General features: G+C 58.3%; 21 protein-coding genes. 18 read left to right on the top strand and 3 right to left on the bottom strand.

Annotated elements, in window-relative coordinates:
- The first annotated feature begins 42 nt into the window (after positions 1-42).
- From tmpA to AC2FFF_RS18125, 3 genes are read left to right on the top strand one after another with little or no spacing between them, the layout of a single operon-like run.
- Positions 43-1,179, top strand: coding sequence for a 2-trimethylaminoethylphosphonate dioxygenase (gene tmpA / locus AC2FFF_RS18135; RefSeq protein WP_142640032.1), 1,137 nt, complete (start codon positions 43-45; stop codon positions 1,177-1,179).
- On the top strand, positions 1,176-1,766 hold the full coding sequence (tmpB, locus tag AC2FFF_RS18130) for a (R)-1-hydroxy-2-trimethylaminoethylphosphonate oxygenase (RefSeq protein ID WP_142640030.1): 591 nt from the start codon (positions 1,176-1,178) through the stop codon (positions 1,764-1,766). The genes tmpA and tmpB overlap by 4 nt, the downstream gene beginning before the upstream one ends.
- Positions 1,763-2,431, top strand: a complete 669-nt coding sequence (locus AC2FFF_RS18125) for an ureidoglycolate lyase (RefSeq protein WP_142640028.1) — start codon at positions 1,763-1,765, stop codon at positions 2,429-2,431. Before tmpB ends, AC2FFF_RS18125 begins: the two co-directional genes overlap by 4 nt.
- A 25-nt stretch (positions 2,432-2,456) precedes the next feature.
- Here AC2FFF_RS18125 and dapB read toward each other — a convergent pair whose 3' ends face one another.
- The gene (gene dapB / locus AC2FFF_RS18120; protein ID WP_271952118.1) at positions 2,457-3,266 is read right to left on the bottom strand and encodes a 4-hydroxy-tetrahydrodipicolinate reductase; all 810 of its coding nucleotides are present in this window, start codon (positions 3,264-3,266) and stop codon (positions 2,457-2,459) included.
- 91 nt (positions 3,267-3,357) lie between these two features.
- On the opposite strand from dapB, the gene rbfA reads away from it, so the two are divergent.
- The 14 genes from rbfA (at position 3,358) to AC2FFF_RS18050 (ending at position 14,006) form a co-directional block, all read left to right on the top strand.
- Positions 3,358-3,753, top strand: coding sequence for a 30S ribosome-binding factor RbfA (gene rbfA / locus AC2FFF_RS18115; RefSeq protein WP_142640024.1), 396 nt, complete (start codon positions 3,358-3,360; stop codon positions 3,751-3,753).
- Positions 3,750-4,487 carry a phosphodiester glycosidase family protein gene (locus tag AC2FFF_RS18110; protein WP_281973778.1) on the top strand — a complete coding sequence of 246 codons (738 nt, stop codon included), beginning with the start codon at positions 3,750-3,752 and terminating at the stop codon, positions 4,485-4,487. The genes rbfA and AC2FFF_RS18110 overlap by 4 nt, the downstream gene beginning before the upstream one ends.
- A gap of 60 nt (positions 4,488-4,547) precedes the next feature.
- Complete coding sequence (gene truB, locus AC2FFF_RS18105) at positions 4,548-5,453, top strand: tRNA pseudouridine(55) synthase TruB (RefSeq protein WP_142640021.1); 906 nt, start codon at positions 4,548-4,550, stop codon at positions 5,451-5,453.
- A gap of 21 nt (positions 5,454-5,474) precedes the next feature.
- Positions 5,475-5,978, top strand: a complete 504-nt coding sequence (locus tag AC2FFF_RS18100; protein ID WP_281973779.1) for a DUF1643 domain-containing protein — start codon at positions 5,475-5,477, stop codon at positions 5,976-5,978.
- Between the two features lie 94 nt (positions 5,979-6,072).
- Entirely contained in the window at positions 6,073-7,086 is a 1,014-nt protein-coding gene (locus tag AC2FFF_RS18095) for a calcium-binding protein (protein WP_281973780.1), read from the top strand.
- Positions 7,087-7,231: 145 nt separating this feature from the next.
- Positions 7,232-7,501: a 30S ribosomal protein S15 gene (gene rpsO, locus AC2FFF_RS18090; RefSeq protein WP_142640015.1), complete on the top strand. Its 270-nt coding sequence runs from the start codon at positions 7,232-7,234 to the stop codon at positions 7,499-7,501.
- Positions 7,502-8,189: 688 nt separating this feature from the next.
- Positions 8,190-8,399, top strand: a complete 210-nt coding sequence (locus AC2FFF_RS18085) for a hypothetical protein (protein WP_281973781.1) — start codon at positions 8,190-8,192, stop codon at positions 8,397-8,399.
- A gap of 316 nt (positions 8,400-8,715) precedes the next feature.
- Positions 8,716-9,069: an ArsR/SmtB family transcription factor gene (locus AC2FFF_RS18080; RefSeq protein WP_142640011.1), complete on the top strand. Its 354-nt coding sequence runs from the start codon at positions 8,716-8,718 to the stop codon at positions 9,067-9,069.
- On the top strand, positions 9,050-9,472 hold the full coding sequence (locus AC2FFF_RS18075; RefSeq protein ID WP_281973782.1) for an SRPBCC family protein: 423 nt from the start codon (positions 9,050-9,052) through the stop codon (positions 9,470-9,472). The genes AC2FFF_RS18080 and AC2FFF_RS18075 overlap by 20 nt, the downstream gene beginning before the upstream one ends.
- A complete protein-coding gene (locus AC2FFF_RS18070; RefSeq protein WP_142640007.1) occupies positions 9,469-9,837 on the top strand; it encodes a DUF1761 family protein in 369 nt (122 codons plus the stop codon). Before AC2FFF_RS18075 ends, AC2FFF_RS18070 begins: the two co-directional genes overlap by 4 nt.
- Positions 9,838-10,073: 236 nt before the next feature.
- Positions 10,074-12,224, top strand: a complete 2,151-nt coding sequence (gene pnp / locus AC2FFF_RS18065) for a polyribonucleotide nucleotidyltransferase (RefSeq protein WP_281973783.1) — start codon at positions 10,074-10,076, stop codon at positions 12,222-12,224.
- A 175-nt stretch (positions 12,225-12,399) separates the two neighbouring features.
- Complete coding sequence (locus tag AC2FFF_RS18060) at positions 12,400-12,672, top strand: PepSY domain-containing protein (protein ID WP_281973784.1); 273 nt, start codon at positions 12,400-12,402, stop codon at positions 12,670-12,672.
- A 23-nt stretch (positions 12,673-12,695) separates the two neighbouring features.
- Entirely contained in the window at positions 12,696-13,226 is a 531-nt protein-coding gene (locus AC2FFF_RS18055) for a helix-turn-helix transcriptional regulator (protein WP_281973785.1), read from the top strand.
- Positions 13,227-13,274: 48 nt separating this feature from the next.
- On the top strand, positions 13,275-14,006 hold the full coding sequence (locus tag AC2FFF_RS18050) for a glycosyltransferase family 25 protein (RefSeq protein ID WP_281973786.1): 732 nt from the start codon (positions 13,275-13,277) through the stop codon (positions 14,004-14,006).
- Between the two features lie 71 nt (positions 14,007-14,077).
- Here AC2FFF_RS18050 and AC2FFF_RS18045 read toward each other — a convergent pair whose 3' ends face one another.
- Positions 14,078-14,728, bottom strand: a complete 651-nt coding sequence (locus AC2FFF_RS18045) for a peroxiredoxin (protein ID WP_142639998.1) — start codon at positions 14,726-14,728, stop codon at positions 14,078-14,080.
- Between the two features lie 207 nt (positions 14,729-14,935).
- Here AC2FFF_RS18045 and AC2FFF_RS18040 point away from each other — a divergent pair, with 207 nt between their 5' ends.
- A complete protein-coding gene (locus AC2FFF_RS18040; protein WP_281973787.1) occupies positions 14,936-16,375 on the top strand; it encodes an aldehyde dehydrogenase family protein in 1,440 nt (479 codons plus the stop codon).
- 12 nt (positions 16,376-16,387) lie between these two features.
- Here AC2FFF_RS18040 and AC2FFF_RS18035 read toward each other — a convergent pair whose 3' ends face one another.
- On the bottom strand, positions 16,388-17,287 hold the full coding sequence (locus tag AC2FFF_RS18035; protein WP_142639994.1) for a cation diffusion facilitator family transporter: 900 nt from the start codon (positions 17,285-17,287) through the stop codon (positions 16,388-16,390).
- Positions 17,288-17,297 lie beyond the last annotated feature (10 nt).

Raw genomic sequence — 17,297 nt, 5'->3', positions numbered from 1 at the left:
GTATATCCTCAAGCAAAGCCCCGCGCGAACAGGAGAAACCCCATGCTGCGCTCTGCCACCCATACTCCGTCAATCGTCACCGTGGAATTCGATACAGGCCCAAGTGCCCGCTTTCACGCCATCTGGCTACGCGACAACGCGCTTGATCCTGACACACGGGCACCGGGCAACGGACAGCGCCTGATCACCATTGGCGATATCCCCGCCGATACCATGGTCAGCGCTGCCTCAGTGGCCAACGGCGACCTCACCGTCACATTTCAACCCGAAAACAAGACTGTCACTTTCCCCGCCGATTGGCTGGCTGCGCATAGCTATGACCAAGAGGACAGCCGCAACTTTGGCCGCACCGCGCCCGGGATCACCACCTGGGAGCAAGGGCTCGACGCGCCCAGCGCCGACTGGAGCGACGTCCACGCCAAACCCGCAGCCAAGCGTGGCTGGCTGGCAATGGTCGCCGAATACGGGTTTGCCAAACTGACCAGTGGCCCGACCGAACCGGAATCCCTGTTGAAGGTGGCTGATCTGTTCGGATACGTCCGTCAGACCAACTATGGCCCCTATTTCGAGGTTCGAACCGAAGTGAACCCGACCAACCTGGCCTTTACAGGGCTTGGCCTTCAGGCGCACACGGACAACCCCTATCGCGACCCGGTACCAACATTGCAGATCCTGTACTGCCTGGAAAACAGCGCCGAGGGTGGCGATTCCATTGTTGTGGACGGGTTCCGGGCGGCGGAAAAACTGCGCGATCAGGACCCCGATGGATTTGCCCTGTTGGCAGGTTTCCCGGCGCGGTTCGAATACAAGGGCTCGGACGGGGTCTGCCTGCGGTCGCGCCGCCCAATGATTGAGCTATCGCCCGACGGCGAGTTGATCGGTATCCGCTTTAACAACCGCTCGTCGGCTCCGTTTGTGGACATCCCCTTCGATCTGATGGAGGCCTATTACGCCGCCTATCGCCAGTTGGGTGAGATAATCGACGATCCGGCCATGGGCGTGTCGTTCAAGCTGGAGCCGGGCGAAAGCTTCATCGTTGACAACACCCGCGTCCTGCACGCGCGTCTGGGCTATTCCGGCGCCGGGTCGCGGTGGTTGCAAGGCTGCTATGCCGACAAGGACGGCTTACTGTCAACGCTGGCGGCGATGGAACTGGCGACACTGGAGGCCGCGGAATGAAACCTGATTTCTCGACCCTGACCCCCGACAATATCGTGGCCTTCATCGGGGATATCTTTGACCGCCGCGGAGGCGAGGAATATCTGGGCGAACCCGTCACCATGGCAGAACACATGCTGCAGGGCGCGACCATTGCCGAACAGAACGGCATGCCCGAAGAGATCATCGTAGGGGCATTGCTGCACGATATCGGTCATTTCACATCCGAATTCGGCACGTACCACCCCGACGACACCGAAGACCGCCATCACGAAGATGCAGGCGCCGAGGTGCTGGAACAGTTCTTTCCGTCTGTTATCACCGATTGCTGCCGCTATCACGTGGCGGCCAAACGGTATCTTTGCGCTACCAAGCCCGAATATTTCAACCGCCTGTCCACGGCTTCGGTTCATACACTGGAACTGCAAGGCGGGCCGATGAGTGCCAGAGAAGTTGCCGAATTCGAGCAGAACCCGAACCTGAAAGAGATCATTCAGGTGCGTTATCTGGACGAAGCAGGTAAACGTGCAGACATGGAAACCCCCGATTTCAACCATTTTGCGCCGATGGTGCAGCGAATGGTCGAAAAATATCAGGAGCTCACATGAACGCCCCAGAATACATTTTTGAGGCCAACACCAAACCATCCCTGCCTTGGCACGAGGTCCCCTTGATCCGTGCTACAGACAAGTCGGTCAAGGGCTATGGCTGTCTGGTCGACGACCCCGAAGAATTCGAAATTGAAATCGTCCGTTGGCCACAGCAAGGCTGGCGGCCCATCGACGAAGGCACCGGCGATGAAGCCGGTTGGGTCGAAGGCACATTTCATGGTGAGTGGAAAGGGGACGTCCTTTACGGCGAGAACGAAGCGGTCAACGGTCACTATGTCCTCGGCTGGTCCACTGATCCGCAACAGGCCAACGCCAACCGGCAAACTGCTCCGCGCGATCAGGTTCTGCTTTGGCACATGAACTATCACCCCGATGGCGGACAGATGTTCTGGCCGATCGACAACAAGCCTTACATCATCCCTGCCGCATTGCCGGGCGACAATCTGACACCGGAAAAGGTGGTGGCCTTTTGGTGTGATGGGTCACGCGGGCTGTATATCCATCCTGGCATCTGGCACGAGGGGATATTCCCGGTCGAGGACAATCAGCGTTTTCTGGATCGGCAGGGCAAGGTTCACGCGCGGGTCAGTGCGGATATCGGCAAAGAATTCGGCGTCTATCTCGCCTGCCCTTTGCGCGCAGATAAGGTCCGAGAGTTGTAGTCGGTCTGTCGGCTCCCGGGCGGTGTCAAAGCCCCAGAACGTCCACCATGTCATATTGGCCAGGCGCTTTACCCTGCCCCCAAAGTGCGGCTTTCAGGGCGCCGCGCGCGAAAATGGCGCGGTCAGTGGCCAGGTGGCGCAGCACGATGCGTTCGCCCGGTGCTGCGAATAGCACGTCGTGTTCGCCCACGATGTCACCACCCCTAATGGCATGGAACCCGATATCGCCCCGCTTGCGCGCGCCGGTCATACCATCGCGGCCCCGATCGGACACCTCAGCCAGATCTACACCACGCCCTTCGGCAGCGGCCTCGCCCAGCATCAGCGCGGTGCCCGAGGGCGCATCGACCTTGTGGTGGTGATGCCCTTCGATCACCTCAATATCGAAATCTTCATCCAACGCGGCAGCGACCTTTTTGGTCAGCTGTACCAGCAGGTTCACACCCAGGCTCATATTTCCCGCCCGCACGATCACCGCATGACGTGAGGCCGGCTCCAGAGCGGCAATCTGCTCGTCACTCATCCCGGTAGTGCCGATCACATGCACACAGCGCGCCTGCGCCGCCAACGCGGCGAATTCCAGCGTCGCCTCGGGTGCGGTGAAATCAATCACGGCCTGCGCCTGGGCAAAGGCCTCCAGCGGATCATCGGTCACGGTGACGCCCAGCGCGGCACCGCCCATGGCCACACCCACATCCTGACCAACCCAGTCATGTCCCGCGCGCTCGACCACGCCGACCAGACGCGCCTGATCGCTGTCGGTCACGGTCTTGATCAGCATCTGCCCCATACGGCCCGAAGCCCCTGTGATGACGATCCCCGGAATATGGGTCATTGTGCTGGTCCCTTTGCATTGATTGGCTCAAAGCCTCCTACCCGGTTCGCACCCGCTTGGCAAAGCCCCGCTTTGCGCTTAGATCGGGGATATGGCTAAGAACAAATTCCACGATGGCCCCGGCCCGTCCCAACGACAGCTGCGTGTCGGCGAACTGATCCGCCGCACCCTGTCCGAGGTTCTGGCGCGCGGAGATGTCCACGATCCCGACCTGAATCGCATGTCAATCACCGTGGGTGAGGTGCGCACCTCGCCCGATCTGAAGATCGCCACCGCCTTTGTGCTGCCCCTGGGCGGCAAAGGGCAGGAGGATGTAATCGAACTGCTGGCCCGCAACAAACACGAGCTGCGGCGCATGGTTGGTAAAAAGGTCGGGCTGAAATTCTCCCCCGATCTGCGATTCCGGCTGGATGACACATTCGACCGTTTGGATGACACCCGCCGCATGTTCGATCAGGACGCGGTGCGCCGCGATCTCGACGAGTGATCCGGGCATTTGTCACTTTGGGCGCTTTCCTGTGGGCGGCACAAACCGGGGCAGTGACATGCGAAAAGGTCACGCATAGTGACAAACGCTACACTGTCTGCGAGGTGGATGCCGCGAATGAGGACATGCGCTTGTTCCTCAATGACGAGAATGGCGACCTGCTAGGGCATTTCTCGGCGGTGAATGAGGCGCTGGAGCCCGTTGGCAAGCGTCTGGCCTTTGCGATGAACGCAGGCATGTACCACGACGACCGCTCGCCCGTCGGCCATTATGTCGAGGACGGGCAGGAGCAGATGCGTGTGATCCCGAACCCCGGTCCCGGAAACTTCGGCCTTCTGCCCAATGGCGTGTTCTGCATCCGCGAGGGCCGCGCCGACGTGTTTGAAACGCTCGAATTCATTGAACAGGCCCCCGAATGCCGCTTTGCCAGTCAATCCGGCCCGATGCTGGTCATCGACGGAGAGCTGCACCCAAGGTTCCTGCCTGATTCGACGTCGGTTTACGTCCGCAATGGCGTGGGCACCAGCGGTGATGGCACCCGCGCGGTGTTTGCCATTTCCGAAGATTACGTAACCTTCCACCAATTCGGCAGCCTGTTCCGCGACGTACTGGAAACCCCGAATGCGCTGTTCTTTGATGGCAATATCTCACGTATGTATGACCGGGCGAATAATCGATCCGATGTCGGGTTTTCACTGGGGCCGATTGTTGGTGTGGTCGAAGACACGCCCTGAAATTGACAGGGCCCGACCGATCCGCTAACTCGCGCGCCTCAGCAAAGAACAAGGTGCACAATGGGACGCAAACGCAAGGGTCGCGACATTTCCGGTTGGCTGGTGGTGGACAAGCCCGCAGGCATGACCTCGACCGCCGTGGTCAACAAGGTGCGTTGGGCGATGGACGCTAAAAAAGCGGGCCATGCGGGCACGCTGGACCCCGAGGCTACCGGAGTTCTGGCCGTGGCTTTGGGTGAGGCAACCAAGACCGTTCCCTATATCACCGACGCACTCAAGGCCTATACCTTCACCGTGCGACTGGGTCAGGCCACCAATACCGATGACGCCGAAGGCGAGGTAATCGCAAGCAGCGATGCGCGCCCTTCGGATGAGGATATCAAAGACGCCCTCGCCCCCTTTATCGGTGAAATCATGCAAGTCCCGCCGAAATTCTCGGCGGTGAAGATCGACGGGCAGCGTGCCTATAAGCTGGCCCGCGATGGCGAGGATGTGGAACTGGCTGCGCGCCCTCTGTGGGTCGAAGAGCTGGTTCTAGTCGACCGCCCCGACGACGACCACGTCATGCTGGAAATGACTTGCGGCAAGGGTGGTTATGTCCGATCGATCGCCCGCGATCTGGGGGCCGCGCTGGGGTGCTACGGCCATGTCCGCGAGCTGCGCCGTATCTGGTCCGGCCCATTCGAGACCAAAGACGGGCTGAGCATTGAACAGATCGACGAAATGGCCAAAACCACCGCGCTGGATGATTTCCTGCACCCGCTGGAAACTGGCCTATCGGACCTGCCCGAACTGAAATGCACCCCCGAAGGTGCGACCCGTCTGCGTAACGGCAACCCTGGTATGGTTCTGGCGTCCGATGTGGAATACGGGGATGAGGCCTGGGCCTCGCTGGATGGTCAGGCGGTGGCGGTCGGCATCTATAAATCCGGCGAATTGCATCCCAGCCGGGTGTTCGTCACGTAATCTGCGTGCTAGTCGAAACCCATGATCACGCGCACACATACCAAGGGCGACGCGCCCTCGACCGCTGTTTATTCAGATTGCGAGAGATACCGCTATAGCCTGACGCGCATCTGGGATCCGGCCGGGCGCAAGGCGCTGTTTGTGATGCTGAATCCGTCCACCGCGACCGAGGTGCAGAACGATCCCACGGTTGAACGCTGCGAACGCCGGGCGCGCGCGCTGGGGTTCGGCGCGTTTCAGGTCACTAATATCTTTGCATGGCGCGATTCTGATCCACGCAAGATGCGGGCCGCTGCCGATCCGGTGGGGCCTGAGAATGACATGGCCATTCTGAATGGCGTGGACTGGGCCGATCAGGTCATCGCTGCCTGGGGCACCCATGGCGCGCATTTGGATCGAGGCACCGCCGTCGAAACCCTGCTGCGCGGCACCGGTCAGCCGATGTACCACCTTGGGCTTACCAAGGACGGCCACCCCAAGCATCCGCTCTATATCGCTTACACGCAAAACCCCGAACCCTGGTGACAAAGGGTTAACCACAAGCTCAGCTAGGCTTTGACCAAAGCCCTGATTGCATGAGACATTTCACCCTCGAAGCAATGCGTTCAAGGAGGTTGTCATGTTTCTGATCGGATTGCTGAGTCTGGCAGCTGTCGGCGGGGCCGCCTATGCCATCGGCGATGTCTTTGACATAGATGAAGATCCCGGTGAGGACGATGTCGTCGACGACCAGCCTCCTGCGGTCGAAACCGGCGAATTCCTTGACGTCGGTGAGAATGTCGAGGAACCCGAAGCGCCCGAGATTTCGACCGGGACGATCATATCCGAAATCGAGGGCGACATGATCATCGCGGGTACCGAGGATCTGGACATCCTGACCGGCCAGGACGGCGACGATCAGATCAATGGATATGCGGGGGATGACACGATTTATGGTGGCGAAGGCGATGACACCCTGCATGGGGGAGGAGGCGCTGATACGATCTTTGGCGGCACTGGCCAGGATGTCATTCACGGCGAAGCGGGCGACGATCAGATTTCCGGCGATGAGGGGGATGATGTCCTTTATGGGCATTACGGCGCGGATCACCTGGACGGCGGGATCGGCGCGGATGAGCTGTATGGCGGGCAGGACGACGACATTCTGACCGGTGGTCAGGGCGATGATGCGCTGCATGGCGGCTATGGTGATGACCGGTTGAGCGGTGGCGAAGGCGAGGACGTGCTGTTCGGCGGTGATGGCGACGATATTCTGGACGGTCAGGATGGAGAGGACACCAACGCGCTGGATTTCCTGAACGGTGGCGCCGGGGATGATACGATCCTTGCCGAAGGCGGTGATATCGTAACCGGGGGCGAAGGTGACGATGACATCGTGGTTTCGCCCGAAGCGGATGATGACGCCGTCACCGTCATGGATTTTCAGCCCGGTCAAGACAAGCTGCTGATCTCATGGGAAGGTCAAGAAAACCCGGACATTCAGATCAAGACAGACACCGAAGACGAGAACCTGACCCATGTAATTGTCGACGGGCAGAACGTGGTGCAGCTGATCGGGGCAGACGGTGTCAGCGCCGATGACATCCAACTGATATCCTCAGGCGATCTGGCGCAGCTCAGCGCGCTGGGCTGAATTTCCAGAATCCCTTTGCCATTGACCGCAAATGCGCCTATACGCGCGCATCCGTGTCGGAATCGATGCGGTTTTCTCCATGGGCCTGCGCTGGACGACATCCCGGCCTGTGCCATCAACCCTAACCTTTTCAAAGGAGACCCCGATGTCGATTACTGCCGCTGAAAAAGATCGCGTCATGAAAGAATTCGCAACCAAGGACGGCGACACCGGTTCGCCAGAAGTCCAGGTTGCCATCCTGACCTCGCGCATCACCACCCTGACCGAGCACTTCAAGACCCACAAGAAAGATAACCACGGTCGCCGTGGTCTTCTGAAGATGGTTGCCCAGCGCCGTAAGCTGCTGGACTATCTGAAGGGCAAAGAAGAAGCACGGTACCAGGACCTGATCAAAAAGCTGGGCATCCGCCGCTAAGCGCGCGCTGCTGTTTTTGATACAGGCGCTGAAAAGCCAATAGATCATGATACGCTCGCCATTCGGCGGGCGTATTTGGTTTTGGGGTTCTCTCCGACCTTGAAGCAAAGCCTTTTGCTGCATTCTCGATGACAGATCACGACAACATCTCGGACGATGGAAACTTTTTTCGCGCCGTGTGATCCACTTCACCGACAAGCTGCTCAAATCGCTGCAGTCTAGGAACTGTAGTGAGTAGGCGCTTATTTTTTTTCGAGCGTTAGGTTTTTCATAGTCCTCCCTTTTCAAGGCGCGCCCGCAATGGGCGCGCCCGTTTTTATTGGGAGCCACGGTTCCGCCTGCTTGCACGATAGAATCGCCCCTAAAGACGGCCGCTTTTCTGCCTTCAGGACAGTTGAATTTGCCCGTGATGAACAGGTGTCAAATTGTGACGTAGCGTCGCAGAATCTCAGCGCTGGTTTAGAAAGTTGACGTAAACGTAAGCAACGTCGTGTTTTTTATCAGAGAGTCAAAAAAAGACGCGAAAGGCCATTATCTTCCCCCTTTGCACAGGATCGGTCGGTTCCTAAATGCCGCCTGTCGCTGCGGGTACACACTCACGGCAATCGGTCTTTGAGCCCTCCCACCCTCGTGGTTCGGACTGGCCCGCAGCGACAGAGTCTGACGACTATTTTACTGGAGTTTAACAATGCCTCTAAAATCAGTTTTGAACCGCGTTTTTGCAGCTAACCTTTCCCAAGCTCCTAAATCAGAAAAAAAGTCAACAATGGTCTCTGGCACAGATGGCATCGTAAAAAGAATGTCCGAGGTGGAAACTGCCGCAATCCTCCGCGGCATACTGAAAGAAGAAGAATTGGGGACTCCCCAACCGCGTAGCAAAGAAGATTCGTTGCAATAGGCCCAGACCCGCTTTGATCCCGGATATATGAAAACCGCTTTCTGCACGATCATAATAGAATGGATCTTTTTCTTTAAGCTGGAGACGGGGTCAATACGGTCAGATCTCACCCGTAATCAGTGGCTCCACCAACATCGTTAGCCACACAAGTCCTCCCCAAAGTTTACCTGATTCAGACTGCAATCGGCCACATCGGTACCGATCAGGGCCAAACCCTTATCCAACAGGGTGCATTTGGCGACTGGTCAATCAGGGTTTCAACATGTTATTCACCCAAATGGTTGACTGAAGCAGAATAAGGTTGTAATTCATCCAAATGGTTGAACGAGAGAGTCGATATGACCTCAATGCAATATTGAAGGCCGCGTCCGACCCGACCCGCCGCGCTATTCTGACGATGCTTGCGCAGCAGGGACCATTGCGGGTGACGGACATAGCGCGGCAATTCGATATGAGCCTCAACTCGGTCTCCAAGCACATCAAGGTGCTGGAAAACGCCGAGCTGGTGCAGCGCCGGACCGAATGGCGCGAACATCTGATCGAGGTTCAGATGGCTCCTTTATCAGCCGTTGATTCTTGGTTTGCCGGGTTGCGTTCGATTTGGGCGCTTCGGCTGGACGCCTTGGAAACTGCTTTGGAGGACCCAGAAGATGACGGACCTGTCACTTGAAATAACGCGCGCCATTCCACATCCACCCGAAAAGGTGTTTGATGCCTGGCTCAACCCCGAGATGCTGGCAAAATTCATGCTGCCGGCACCGGGCATGACCGTGCCCGAAGCGCATTCCGACGCCAAGGTCGGCGGCAGGTTCAAAATCATCATGCGCGCGCCCGAGGCTGGCGATCTGCCGCATGAGGGCGAATACAAGGTCATCGACCGCCCCAACCGTCTGCAATTCACCTGGAATTCGCCCTACAGCCAAGACGATTCCACGGTCACACTGGATTTCACACCCACCGAAAAGGGCACCGAGCTGCGGCTGCACCACATCCGCTTTCCTTCGCAGGAAAGCCGGGACAATCACGAGGGCGGCTGGACCGCTATCCTTGCGGCGCTGGAGACGGCACTATGATCAACTGGCTGGCTCTCGGTGCAGGGGTGGTCGCTGCCTTTTTGTTGGGCTGGCTGGTCTACGGCCCTATGGGCTTTCAGAAACGCTGGGCAGAAGGCACCCGCATCGACCCGACGCCGCCCGAAACCCCGCCACTGGGCGCGATGGCCACACAGATCGTGTTCCTGATCCTGCTGGCTGCGGTAATCGCGGTGACCGAGACTACCAATAGCCTGGGCGTCGCCCTGCTTGCAATCCTTGCGGTGGCGGCGCAGACAGCCTCGGTCGGGACATGGGCGCAAAAAAGCGGCTTCGCCATTGCGGTCGACACCGGCTATGCGCTGGGCTGTGGTATCGTCATGATCCTGGCCCACGCGATCCTGTAGGATCGCCGCGTCTGCCCGATCCTCGATGGATCGGGCATGCGCCCTTTATACCCTTACCCTTCCTCGGAACTCCTGCCTTTCCAAAGCCCCCAAACTGCTGTATGGGCGGTCCATCTGAGACGTTGTGCTCTGACCCCGGCACTCGAATGGAAGATAAAGTGGGGTCGGCGGCAATGGGGCCGCCACGCAAACGGGAGACCCGCAGGGGCGGGAGTGCTCCCTTCTAGGATACGCAAATGTTTGATGTAACAAAGAAATCAATTCAGTGGGGCGAAGAGACGCTGACACTGGAAACCGGCAAGGTTGCCCGTCAGGCGGACGGCAGTGTGATTGCCACGCTGGGTGAGACCAGCGTGATGGCAAACGTGACCTTTGCGCGGAAGCAAAAACCCGGTCAGGACTTTTTCCCGCTGACCGTCCACTACCAAGAGAAATATTATGCCGCCGGTAAAGTTCCGGGTGGCTTTTTCAAGCGCGAGGCGCGCCCGACTGAAAAAGAGACGCTGACCGCGCGTCTGATCGACCGGCCGATCCGCCCGCTGTTTGTTGACGGCTTCAAAAACGAAGTTCTGGTGATGTGCACCGTGCTGAGCCACGATCTGGTCAACGACCCTGACATGGTGGCGATGATCGCAGCCTCTGCCGCGCTGACCATTTCCGGCGCACCGTTCAGAGGCCCGATTGCTGGTTGCCGCGTTGGTTTCGAGGATGGCGAATACATTCTGAACCCGACAGTGGACGACATGCAGGACCTGCGCCTGAACCCTGAACAGCGTCTGGATCTGGTTGTTGCCGGCACCAAAGACGCCGTGATGATGGTTGAATCGGAGGCTTACGAACTGTCCGAGGCCGAGATGCTGGGTGCGGTCAAATTTGCACACGAGCAGATTCAGCCGGTGATCGACCTGATCATTTCACTGGCCGAAGACGCGGCAAAAGAGCCGTTTGATTTCCAGGCGCCCGATTATTCTGAGCTGTCCGCCGCCGTTAAGGCTGCCGGTGAAGAACAGATGCGCGCCGCCTTCGCGATCACCGACAAGCAAGAGCGCACTGCTGCTGTTTCCGCTGCCCGCGACGCAATCAAGGAAGCCCTGACCGAGGAACAGCTGGAAGACGCGAACCTTGGCTCGGCGATGAAAAAGCTGGAAGCAGGCATCCTGCGCGGCGACGTCGTCAAAGGCGGCAAGCGGATCGACGGTCGTTCGACCACCGATATCCGTTCGATCGTTGCAGAAACCTCGATGCTGCCGCGGACACACGGCTCGGCCCTGTTCACCCGTGGTGAAACACAGGCGCTGGCTGTAACCACGCTGGGCACCGGTGATGATGAGCAGTTCATCGACGCCCTGCACGGCAACTTCAAATCGAACTTCCTGCTGCATTACAACTTCCCTCCTTATTCGGTTGGTGAAGCGGGTCGCGTGGGCCCTCCGGGACGTCGTGAGATTGGTCACGGCAAACTGGCATGGCGTGCGTTGCAGGCGGTTCTGCCTGCGGCAACCGACTTCCCCTACACGATCCGCATCGTGTCGGAGATCACCGAATCCAACGGATCAAGCTCGATGGCGTCTGTTTGCGGCGGTTCGCTGTCGATGATGGATGCGGGCGTTCCGCTGAAAGCACCGGTTGCCGGTGTTGCCATGGGTCTGATCTTGGAAGATGACGGCGATTACGCGATCCTGTCGGACATTCTGGGTGACGAAGACCACCTGGGCGACATGGACTTCAAGGTTGCGGGTACCGAAAACGGCATCACCTCTCTGCAGATGGACATCAAGGTTGCGGGCATCACGCCCGAGATCATGGAGAAAGCCCTGGCGCAAGCCAAGGACGGCCGGATGCACATCCTGGGCGAGATGGGCAAAGCCCTGTCCGAGACCAATGATTTCTCGGTCCACGCACCGCGCATCGAGACCATGAACATCCCCACCGACAAGATCCGTGAAGTGATCGGTTCCGGCGGCAAAGTCATCCGCGAAATCGTCGAAGTTTCTGGTGCCAAGGTCGACATCAACGATGACGGCGTGATCAAGATCGCCTCGCCCGATGGCGAATCGATCAAGAAGGCATACGAGATGATCCACTCGATCGTCGCAGAGCCGGAAGAAGGTCAGATCTACACCGGTAAAGTGGTCAAGATCGTCGACTTCGGCGCCTTCGTGAACTTCTTTGGCAAGCGTGACGGTCTGGTCCACGTGTCCCAGATCGAGAACCGCCGCCTGAACCATCCGTCAGACGTTCTGAAGGAAGGCCAGGAAGTGAAGGTCAAGCTGCTGGGCTTTGACGATCGTGGCAAAGTGCGCCTGTCGATGAAAATCGTCGATCAGGAAACCGGCGAAGAGATCGCACCTGAGAAGAAAGAAAAGAAAGAGGAAGGCGCAGAATAATCTGCTCGCCCCTCTGATTTCTCGAAAGACCCCGGCTTTGTCCGGGGTCTTTTTTTTTGTTCAGTCAGCATAAACCTTGGGCCAATTCCGCCCAATTCAACCGAAATCCAATCGCACCACCGGCCAGGCGAACCCACGTCTCCTACATCGACGCAACAAATCTAGGAGATGCGAAATGGAGACTTTCAAAATGCTGACTCTGACCGGACTGATCGCGACCACCCCGGTGCTGGCTTTTGCCAACGTGACAGTCGGGGACAAGCTGGGCACCACCGAGACCGATATCCGCACCACTCTCGAGGCGCAGGGATACCAGATCGAAGAGATCGAATTCGAAGATGGCGAGATCGAGGTTGAACTCGTCAAGGATGGCGTGGAAACTGAACTGGTCCTGAACAAGACCGATGGCGTTGTCACCGCGATCGAGCTTGAAGAGGACGACGACTGACCAGACAATCTTAAAGGAGCGCTATGAAGATTTCACAGACGTCTTTACTCTGGCTCCTTCTGGTGGTGCAGGCTGTCTGCGCCACCTTTTTCCTAACCGATGCAGCGCTAGATTGGTTTGGCGGCGAAACTGCCGGGTTTCGGCATTTGCACCAGTTCGAATTGTTCCTGTCCCTGGCTCTGATCGGTGGTTTGGTGGCGACAATCACCCTGATCCGGGCTCAGGGCTTGCGCGTGCAGGACATGCAGCGTCAACTGGGCGTGGCGCAGGGCGCGTTTTCGCAGGTCATCGAAAATCAATTCACGCAGTGGCAGCTCAGCAATGCGGAACGCGATGTTGCAATATTGTCCATCAAGGGTTTGTCGATCGCAGAAATCGCCGAGCTGAGACAGACGAAAGAAGGGACTATCAAGGCACAAAGCGCTGCGATCTACCGCAAGGCGGGTGTCTCAGGGCGGCTCCAACTGCTCAGCTTTTTTGTCGAAGAGCTTTTGTCCGAACCCCTGGTCAACACGTCCTCGTCGTCAGAACCCGCCGACCAGGGCCAGGCTTGATCCACGGTTGCTCTTTCCCCGCCTGACGCGGTGTTCTATGCACGGGGTATGCGATCCTTTGTCATCCATATGTCCTCGAGCACCGCGCGCCGTCCCAATGCTGATCAGCTCTGCGCGGCCCTGCCCAATGCTGAACTGTTTGAGGCCGTAAATGGCCGCGACCCTGACCAGATTTCCGGTGTCGAACTGCATTCCGGAAATCTGCACCGCCCGCATTACCCATTCCCCTTGCGACCCGCAGAAATCGGCGTGTTCGAAAGCCATCGACGCATCTGGCGCAAGCTGGTCGAGGACGATATCGACCTGGCCATCATCTCCGAGGATGACCTGCGCATAGATCGGGCGCGAATGGAAAAGGCGCTTGGGTTGCTGGCCTCAATCGCCACCCCCGATCACTATATCCGCATCCCCGTAAAACAGCGCGAAGTACCGGCACAGGTCCTGGCAGAACAAGACGGCCTGCGGCTGATCCTACCCAAGGTGATCGGCCTGCAATGCGTATGTCAGATGGTGGGGAAAAACGCCGCCGAACGCCTTTTGGCGACCACCGACCAAATCGACCGCCCTGTCGATACCTTCTTGCAGATGCACTGGCTGACAGACCAGCCGGTTCACGCCTTGCAAGGCAGCGGAAATCAGGAAGTGGCCCAGGAAATCGGCGGCTCGACCATTCAGACAAAACCGCCCCTGTCAGACAAATTAACCCGAGAGTTCAAGCGCGCAGCCTACCGCGCCAAGCTGCACCTGCACCCGCAGCGCCCGCCTGCTTCATCTGGCTGAAAATACCTTCCGGGGGGAATCGCGCCGCGAGGCGCGCTGGGGGGCAGACAGCCCCCCTGACCTGGGCCGTCTTACGACGGCGCCTTGGTCTTGCGCAGATAGGGGAAGATGGTCTCGAACTCGCCAAACTTTGCTTTGGCGTCGTCGTTTGAGACAGCAGGCGGAATGATTACGTCTTCGCCAGGCACCCAGTTCGCCGGGGTAGCCACGCCTTTCGACGACATCTGCAACCCGTCCAGTGCACGCAAAATCTCGGCAAAGTTACGTCCCACAGTCATAGGATAGGTCATCGAAAGCTTCAGTTGCTTGTCCGGCCCGATGATAAAAACCGACCGCACGGTCGCGCTGTCGGCCGGGGTACGCCCGTCCGGCAAATAGGCCTCGGCGGGCAGCATGTCGAAGGCCTTTGAAACGGCCAGACCATCATCGGCAATGATTGGAAAACCGGGATGCGCGTTGCCATAGGCCTCGATATCCTTTTTCCACTTCTTGTGGTCTTCGACGCCGTCAACCGAAACGCCCAGGACCTTGGTGTTGCGCGCGGCCCACTCATCGCTTAGCTGCGCGACGGCCGAAAACTCGGTGGTGCAGACAGGAGTGAAATCCTTTGGGTGCGAGAACAGAATGGCCCAGCTATCCCCAATCCAGTCGTGGAACTGAATGGTGCCCTGATCCGTTTCTGCAGTGAAATTGGGGACTGTGTCGTTGATGCGCAAACCCATGAAGCATCTCCTTTGCTAATTACAAAACCGAGTTGGTTGTTCAGAACCTAATCACTTTGCGCCGATGTTAAACAGTCAGCAAGTCACTTTAGCCCTAGGCCAGACCTCAAAATCTCATTTGATCAAATCGCGCTTGCCGGTTTCCTGAAGGCCTGACACAGTGGCGCCGAACCAAGAATCCCCGTCGCATGGTCAGGAGGATGCACCATGATCGAGAAACGCAATTTTTACATCAACGGTCAGTGGGTTGCCCCATCGGTTACGCATGATTTTCAGGTCATCAACCCCTCGACCGAAGAACCATGTGCCGTGATTTCGCTGGGCGATCAGGCCGATACGGACGCAGCTGTTGCAGCGGCCAAGGCGGCGTTGCCCGGCTGGATGGAAACCCCGGCGGAAACCCGCATCGCGATGGTCGAAAAGCTGATCGCGCTTTATGCCGAACGGTCCGAGGATCTGGCCCAGGCAATGTCGTTGGAGATGGGCGCCCCGATCGACATGGCGCGTAGCCAGCAAGTCGGAGCAGGCAGTTGGCACCTGGCAAATTTCATCCGCGCTGCCAAAGCGTTTCCTTTCGAGCGGCCGCTGGGCGATCACGCTCCCAACGACCAAATCATCTATGAGGCCGTCGGTGTCGCCGCCCTGATCACACCGTGGAATTGGCCAATGAACCAGGTCACGCTGAAGGTCGGTGCGGCTGCGATTGCGGGCTGCACAATGGTTCTGAAACCCTCGGAGCAAAGCCCGCTGAACGCGATGATCTTTGCTGAGCTGATGGATGAGGCCGGATTCCCGCCCGGTGTCTTCAACCTTGTCAACGGTGACGGGGTTGGCGTCGGATCTCAGCTGTCCACGCACCCCGATGTGGATATGGTCAGCTTTACGGGATCCACCCGCGCGGGCACGGCGATTTCCAAAGCCGCAGCCGATACACTGAAGAAGGTGCATTTGGAACTGGGCGGCAAGGGTGCAAATGTGGTCTTTGCCGATGCGGATGAAAAGGCCGTCAAACGTGGCGTGCTGCACATGATGAACAACACCGGTCAAAGCTGTAACGCCCCTAGCCGGATGCTGGTCCAGCGTCCCATCTATGACGCGGCGGTGGAAACCGCAGCTGAGGTTGCCAAAGGTGTCACCGTTGGCCCGGCGATGGAAGAAGGTCGCCATATCGGCCCGGTTGTGAACGAGCTGCAATGGGGCAAGATTCAGGACCTGATCCAAAAGGGTATCGACGAAGGCGCGCGCCTTGTCGCTGGTGGCACTGGCAGGCCTGAAGGGTTGAACAAGGGCTATTACGTGCGGCCCACGGTCTTTGCCGACGTCAACAACCAGATGACCATCGCCCGCGAAGAGATCTTTGGACCGGTTCTGACCATGATCCCCTTCGATACCGAGGAAGAGGCCATCGAAATCGCCAATGACACACCTTATGGGCTGACCAACTATGTCCAGACGCAGGATAACGTCCGTGCCAACCGCATGGCCCGCGCTTTGCGGTCGGGTATGGTCGAGATGAATGGCAAATCCCGCAGCGCGGGTTCCCCGTTCGGCGGCATGAAACAATCCGGCAACGGGCGCGAAGGCGGCGTCTGGGGGCTGGAGGATTTCCTTGAGGTCAAGGCCGTCGGCGGCTGGGCTGCCGAGTAACCCACCTGCCGTCTAACCTGTTTTCGGGGCCCGTGCGCTATCTGCGCCGGGCCCTTTAGACTCTGAATCCGGCTCAAGATGAATCACAAAAACCGATCCGGGGAACTGATCGGTCAAAGCGTCTTCGATATCGTCACAGATATCATGGGCCGTCGCCACGCTCATGCCACCGTCAACGACCAGATGGAACTCGACAAAGATCATGCTGGCGGATCGACGGCCCCGCAGGTCGTGATATTCCAGCGCCCGGCCCAGATTTGCATCGATGATGCTCCGCACTTCATCCAGTTCGGGATCAGTAAGGGACACGTCCATCAGACCGTCAATCGACTTGCGAATGACCTTCCATCCCTCCCACAGAATGTTCAGGGCGACCAGAATGGCCAGGATCGGGTCCAGGATCAGCCAGCCGGTGGCAAGGGCCAAAACCAATCCGATGACAACGCCCACCGAGGTGAACACATCGGTAAAGATATGCTTTGCGCTGGCCTCAAGCGCCGGAGAGGCGTACTGCCGCCCGACCCGCAGCAACATATAGGCCCAGGCACCGTTCAGAGCGGTTGCCAGCACATTGATAGCCACCCCGGTCAGCGGGGCCTGGTCCAGATGCGACGATGACAGCGCGGCAACGGCCTCTCGCAGGATTAGAAGTGCCGCCAGCACGATCAGCACACCTTCGACAACAGCAGACAGGTATTCGGCTTTCTTGTGCCCAAAGGGGTGATTATCGTCAGGAGGTTTGCCGCCGATCGAAACCGCAAAGAACGCCAGCAAGGCCGCGACCACATTGACCACGGATTCCATCGCATCGGACAACAAGGCGACTGATCCCGTCAACCACCAGGCCAAGAGTTTCAAGGCCAGAACCGCGATGGAAATCGGGATCGACCACAGGGCAAATTTCTGGATCATCGCATTGGTG

The sequence above is a fragment of the Ruegeria sp. YTSA226 genome (genome assembly GCF_059609905.1).
The sequence above is the reverse complement of the archived record's forward strand: the minus strand, read 5'-3'. Positions and strand labels throughout refer to the sequence as shown.

Bases quoted from the DNA above. Each gene is read 5' to 3' on its own strand.
- tmpB (WP_142640030.1), top strand. From the start codon at position 1,176: ATGAAACCTGATTTCTCGACCCTGACCCCCGACAATATCGTGGCCTTC.
- AC2FFF_RS18040 (WP_281973787.1), top strand. From the start codon at position 14,936: ATGATCGAGAAACGCAATTTTTACATCAACGGTCAGTGGGTTGCCCCA.
- AC2FFF_RS18070 (WP_142640007.1), top strand. From the start codon at position 9,469: ATGATCAACTGGCTGGCTCTCGGTGCAGGGGTGGTCGCTGCCTTTTTG.
- rpsO (WP_142640015.1), top strand. From the start codon at position 7,232: ATGTCGATTACTGCCGCTGAAAAAGATCGCGTCATGAAAGAATTCGCA.
- AC2FFF_RS18085 (WP_281973781.1), top strand. From the start codon at position 8,190: ATGCCTCTAAAATCAGTTTTGAACCGCGTTTTTGCAGCTAACCTTTCC.
- AC2FFF_RS18075 (WP_281973782.1), top strand. From the start codon at position 9,050: ATGACGGACCTGTCACTTGAAATAACGCGCGCCATTCCACATCCACCC.
- AC2FFF_RS18100 (WP_281973779.1), top strand. From the start codon at position 5,475: ATGATCACGCGCACACATACCAAGGGCGACGCGCCCTCGACCGCTGTT.
- tmpA (WP_142640032.1), top strand. From the start codon at position 43: ATGCTGCGCTCTGCCACCCATACTCCGTCAATCGTCACCGTGGAATTC.
- AC2FFF_RS18045 (WP_142639998.1), bottom strand. From the start codon at position 14,728: ATGGGTTTGCGCATCAACGACACAGTCCCCAATTTCACTGCAGAAACG.
- AC2FFF_RS18035 (WP_142639994.1), bottom strand. From the start codon at position 17,287: ATGATCCAGAAATTTGCCCTGTGGTCGATCCCGATTTCCATCGCGGTT.
- AC2FFF_RS18125 (WP_142640028.1), top strand. From the start codon at position 1,763: ATGAACGCCCCAGAATACATTTTTGAGGCCAACACCAAACCATCCCTG.
- AC2FFF_RS18080 (WP_142640011.1), top strand. From the start codon at position 8,716: ATGGTTGAACGAGAGAGTCGATATGACCTCAATGCAATATTGAAGGCC.
- truB (WP_142640021.1), top strand. From the start codon at position 4,548: ATGGGACGCAAACGCAAGGGTCGCGACATTTCCGGTTGGCTGGTGGTG.
- rbfA (WP_142640024.1), top strand. From the start codon at position 3,358: ATGGCTAAGAACAAATTCCACGATGGCCCCGGCCCGTCCCAACGACAG.
- AC2FFF_RS18050 (WP_281973786.1), top strand. From the start codon at position 13,275: ATGCGATCCTTTGTCATCCATATGTCCTCGAGCACCGCGCGCCGTCCC.
- AC2FFF_RS18060 (WP_281973784.1), top strand. From the start codon at position 12,400: ATGGAGACTTTCAAAATGCTGACTCTGACCGGACTGATCGCGACCACC.
- pnp (WP_281973783.1), top strand. From the start codon at position 10,074: ATGTTTGATGTAACAAAGAAATCAATTCAGTGGGGCGAAGAGACGCTG.
- AC2FFF_RS18095 (WP_281973780.1), top strand. From the start codon at position 6,073: ATGTTTCTGATCGGATTGCTGAGTCTGGCAGCTGTCGGCGGGGCCGCC.
- dapB (WP_271952118.1), bottom strand. From the start codon at position 3,266: ATGACCCATATTCCGGGGATCGTCATCACAGGGGCTTCGGGCCGTATG.
- AC2FFF_RS18055 (WP_281973785.1), top strand. From the start codon at position 12,696: ATGAAGATTTCACAGACGTCTTTACTCTGGCTCCTTCTGGTGGTGCAG.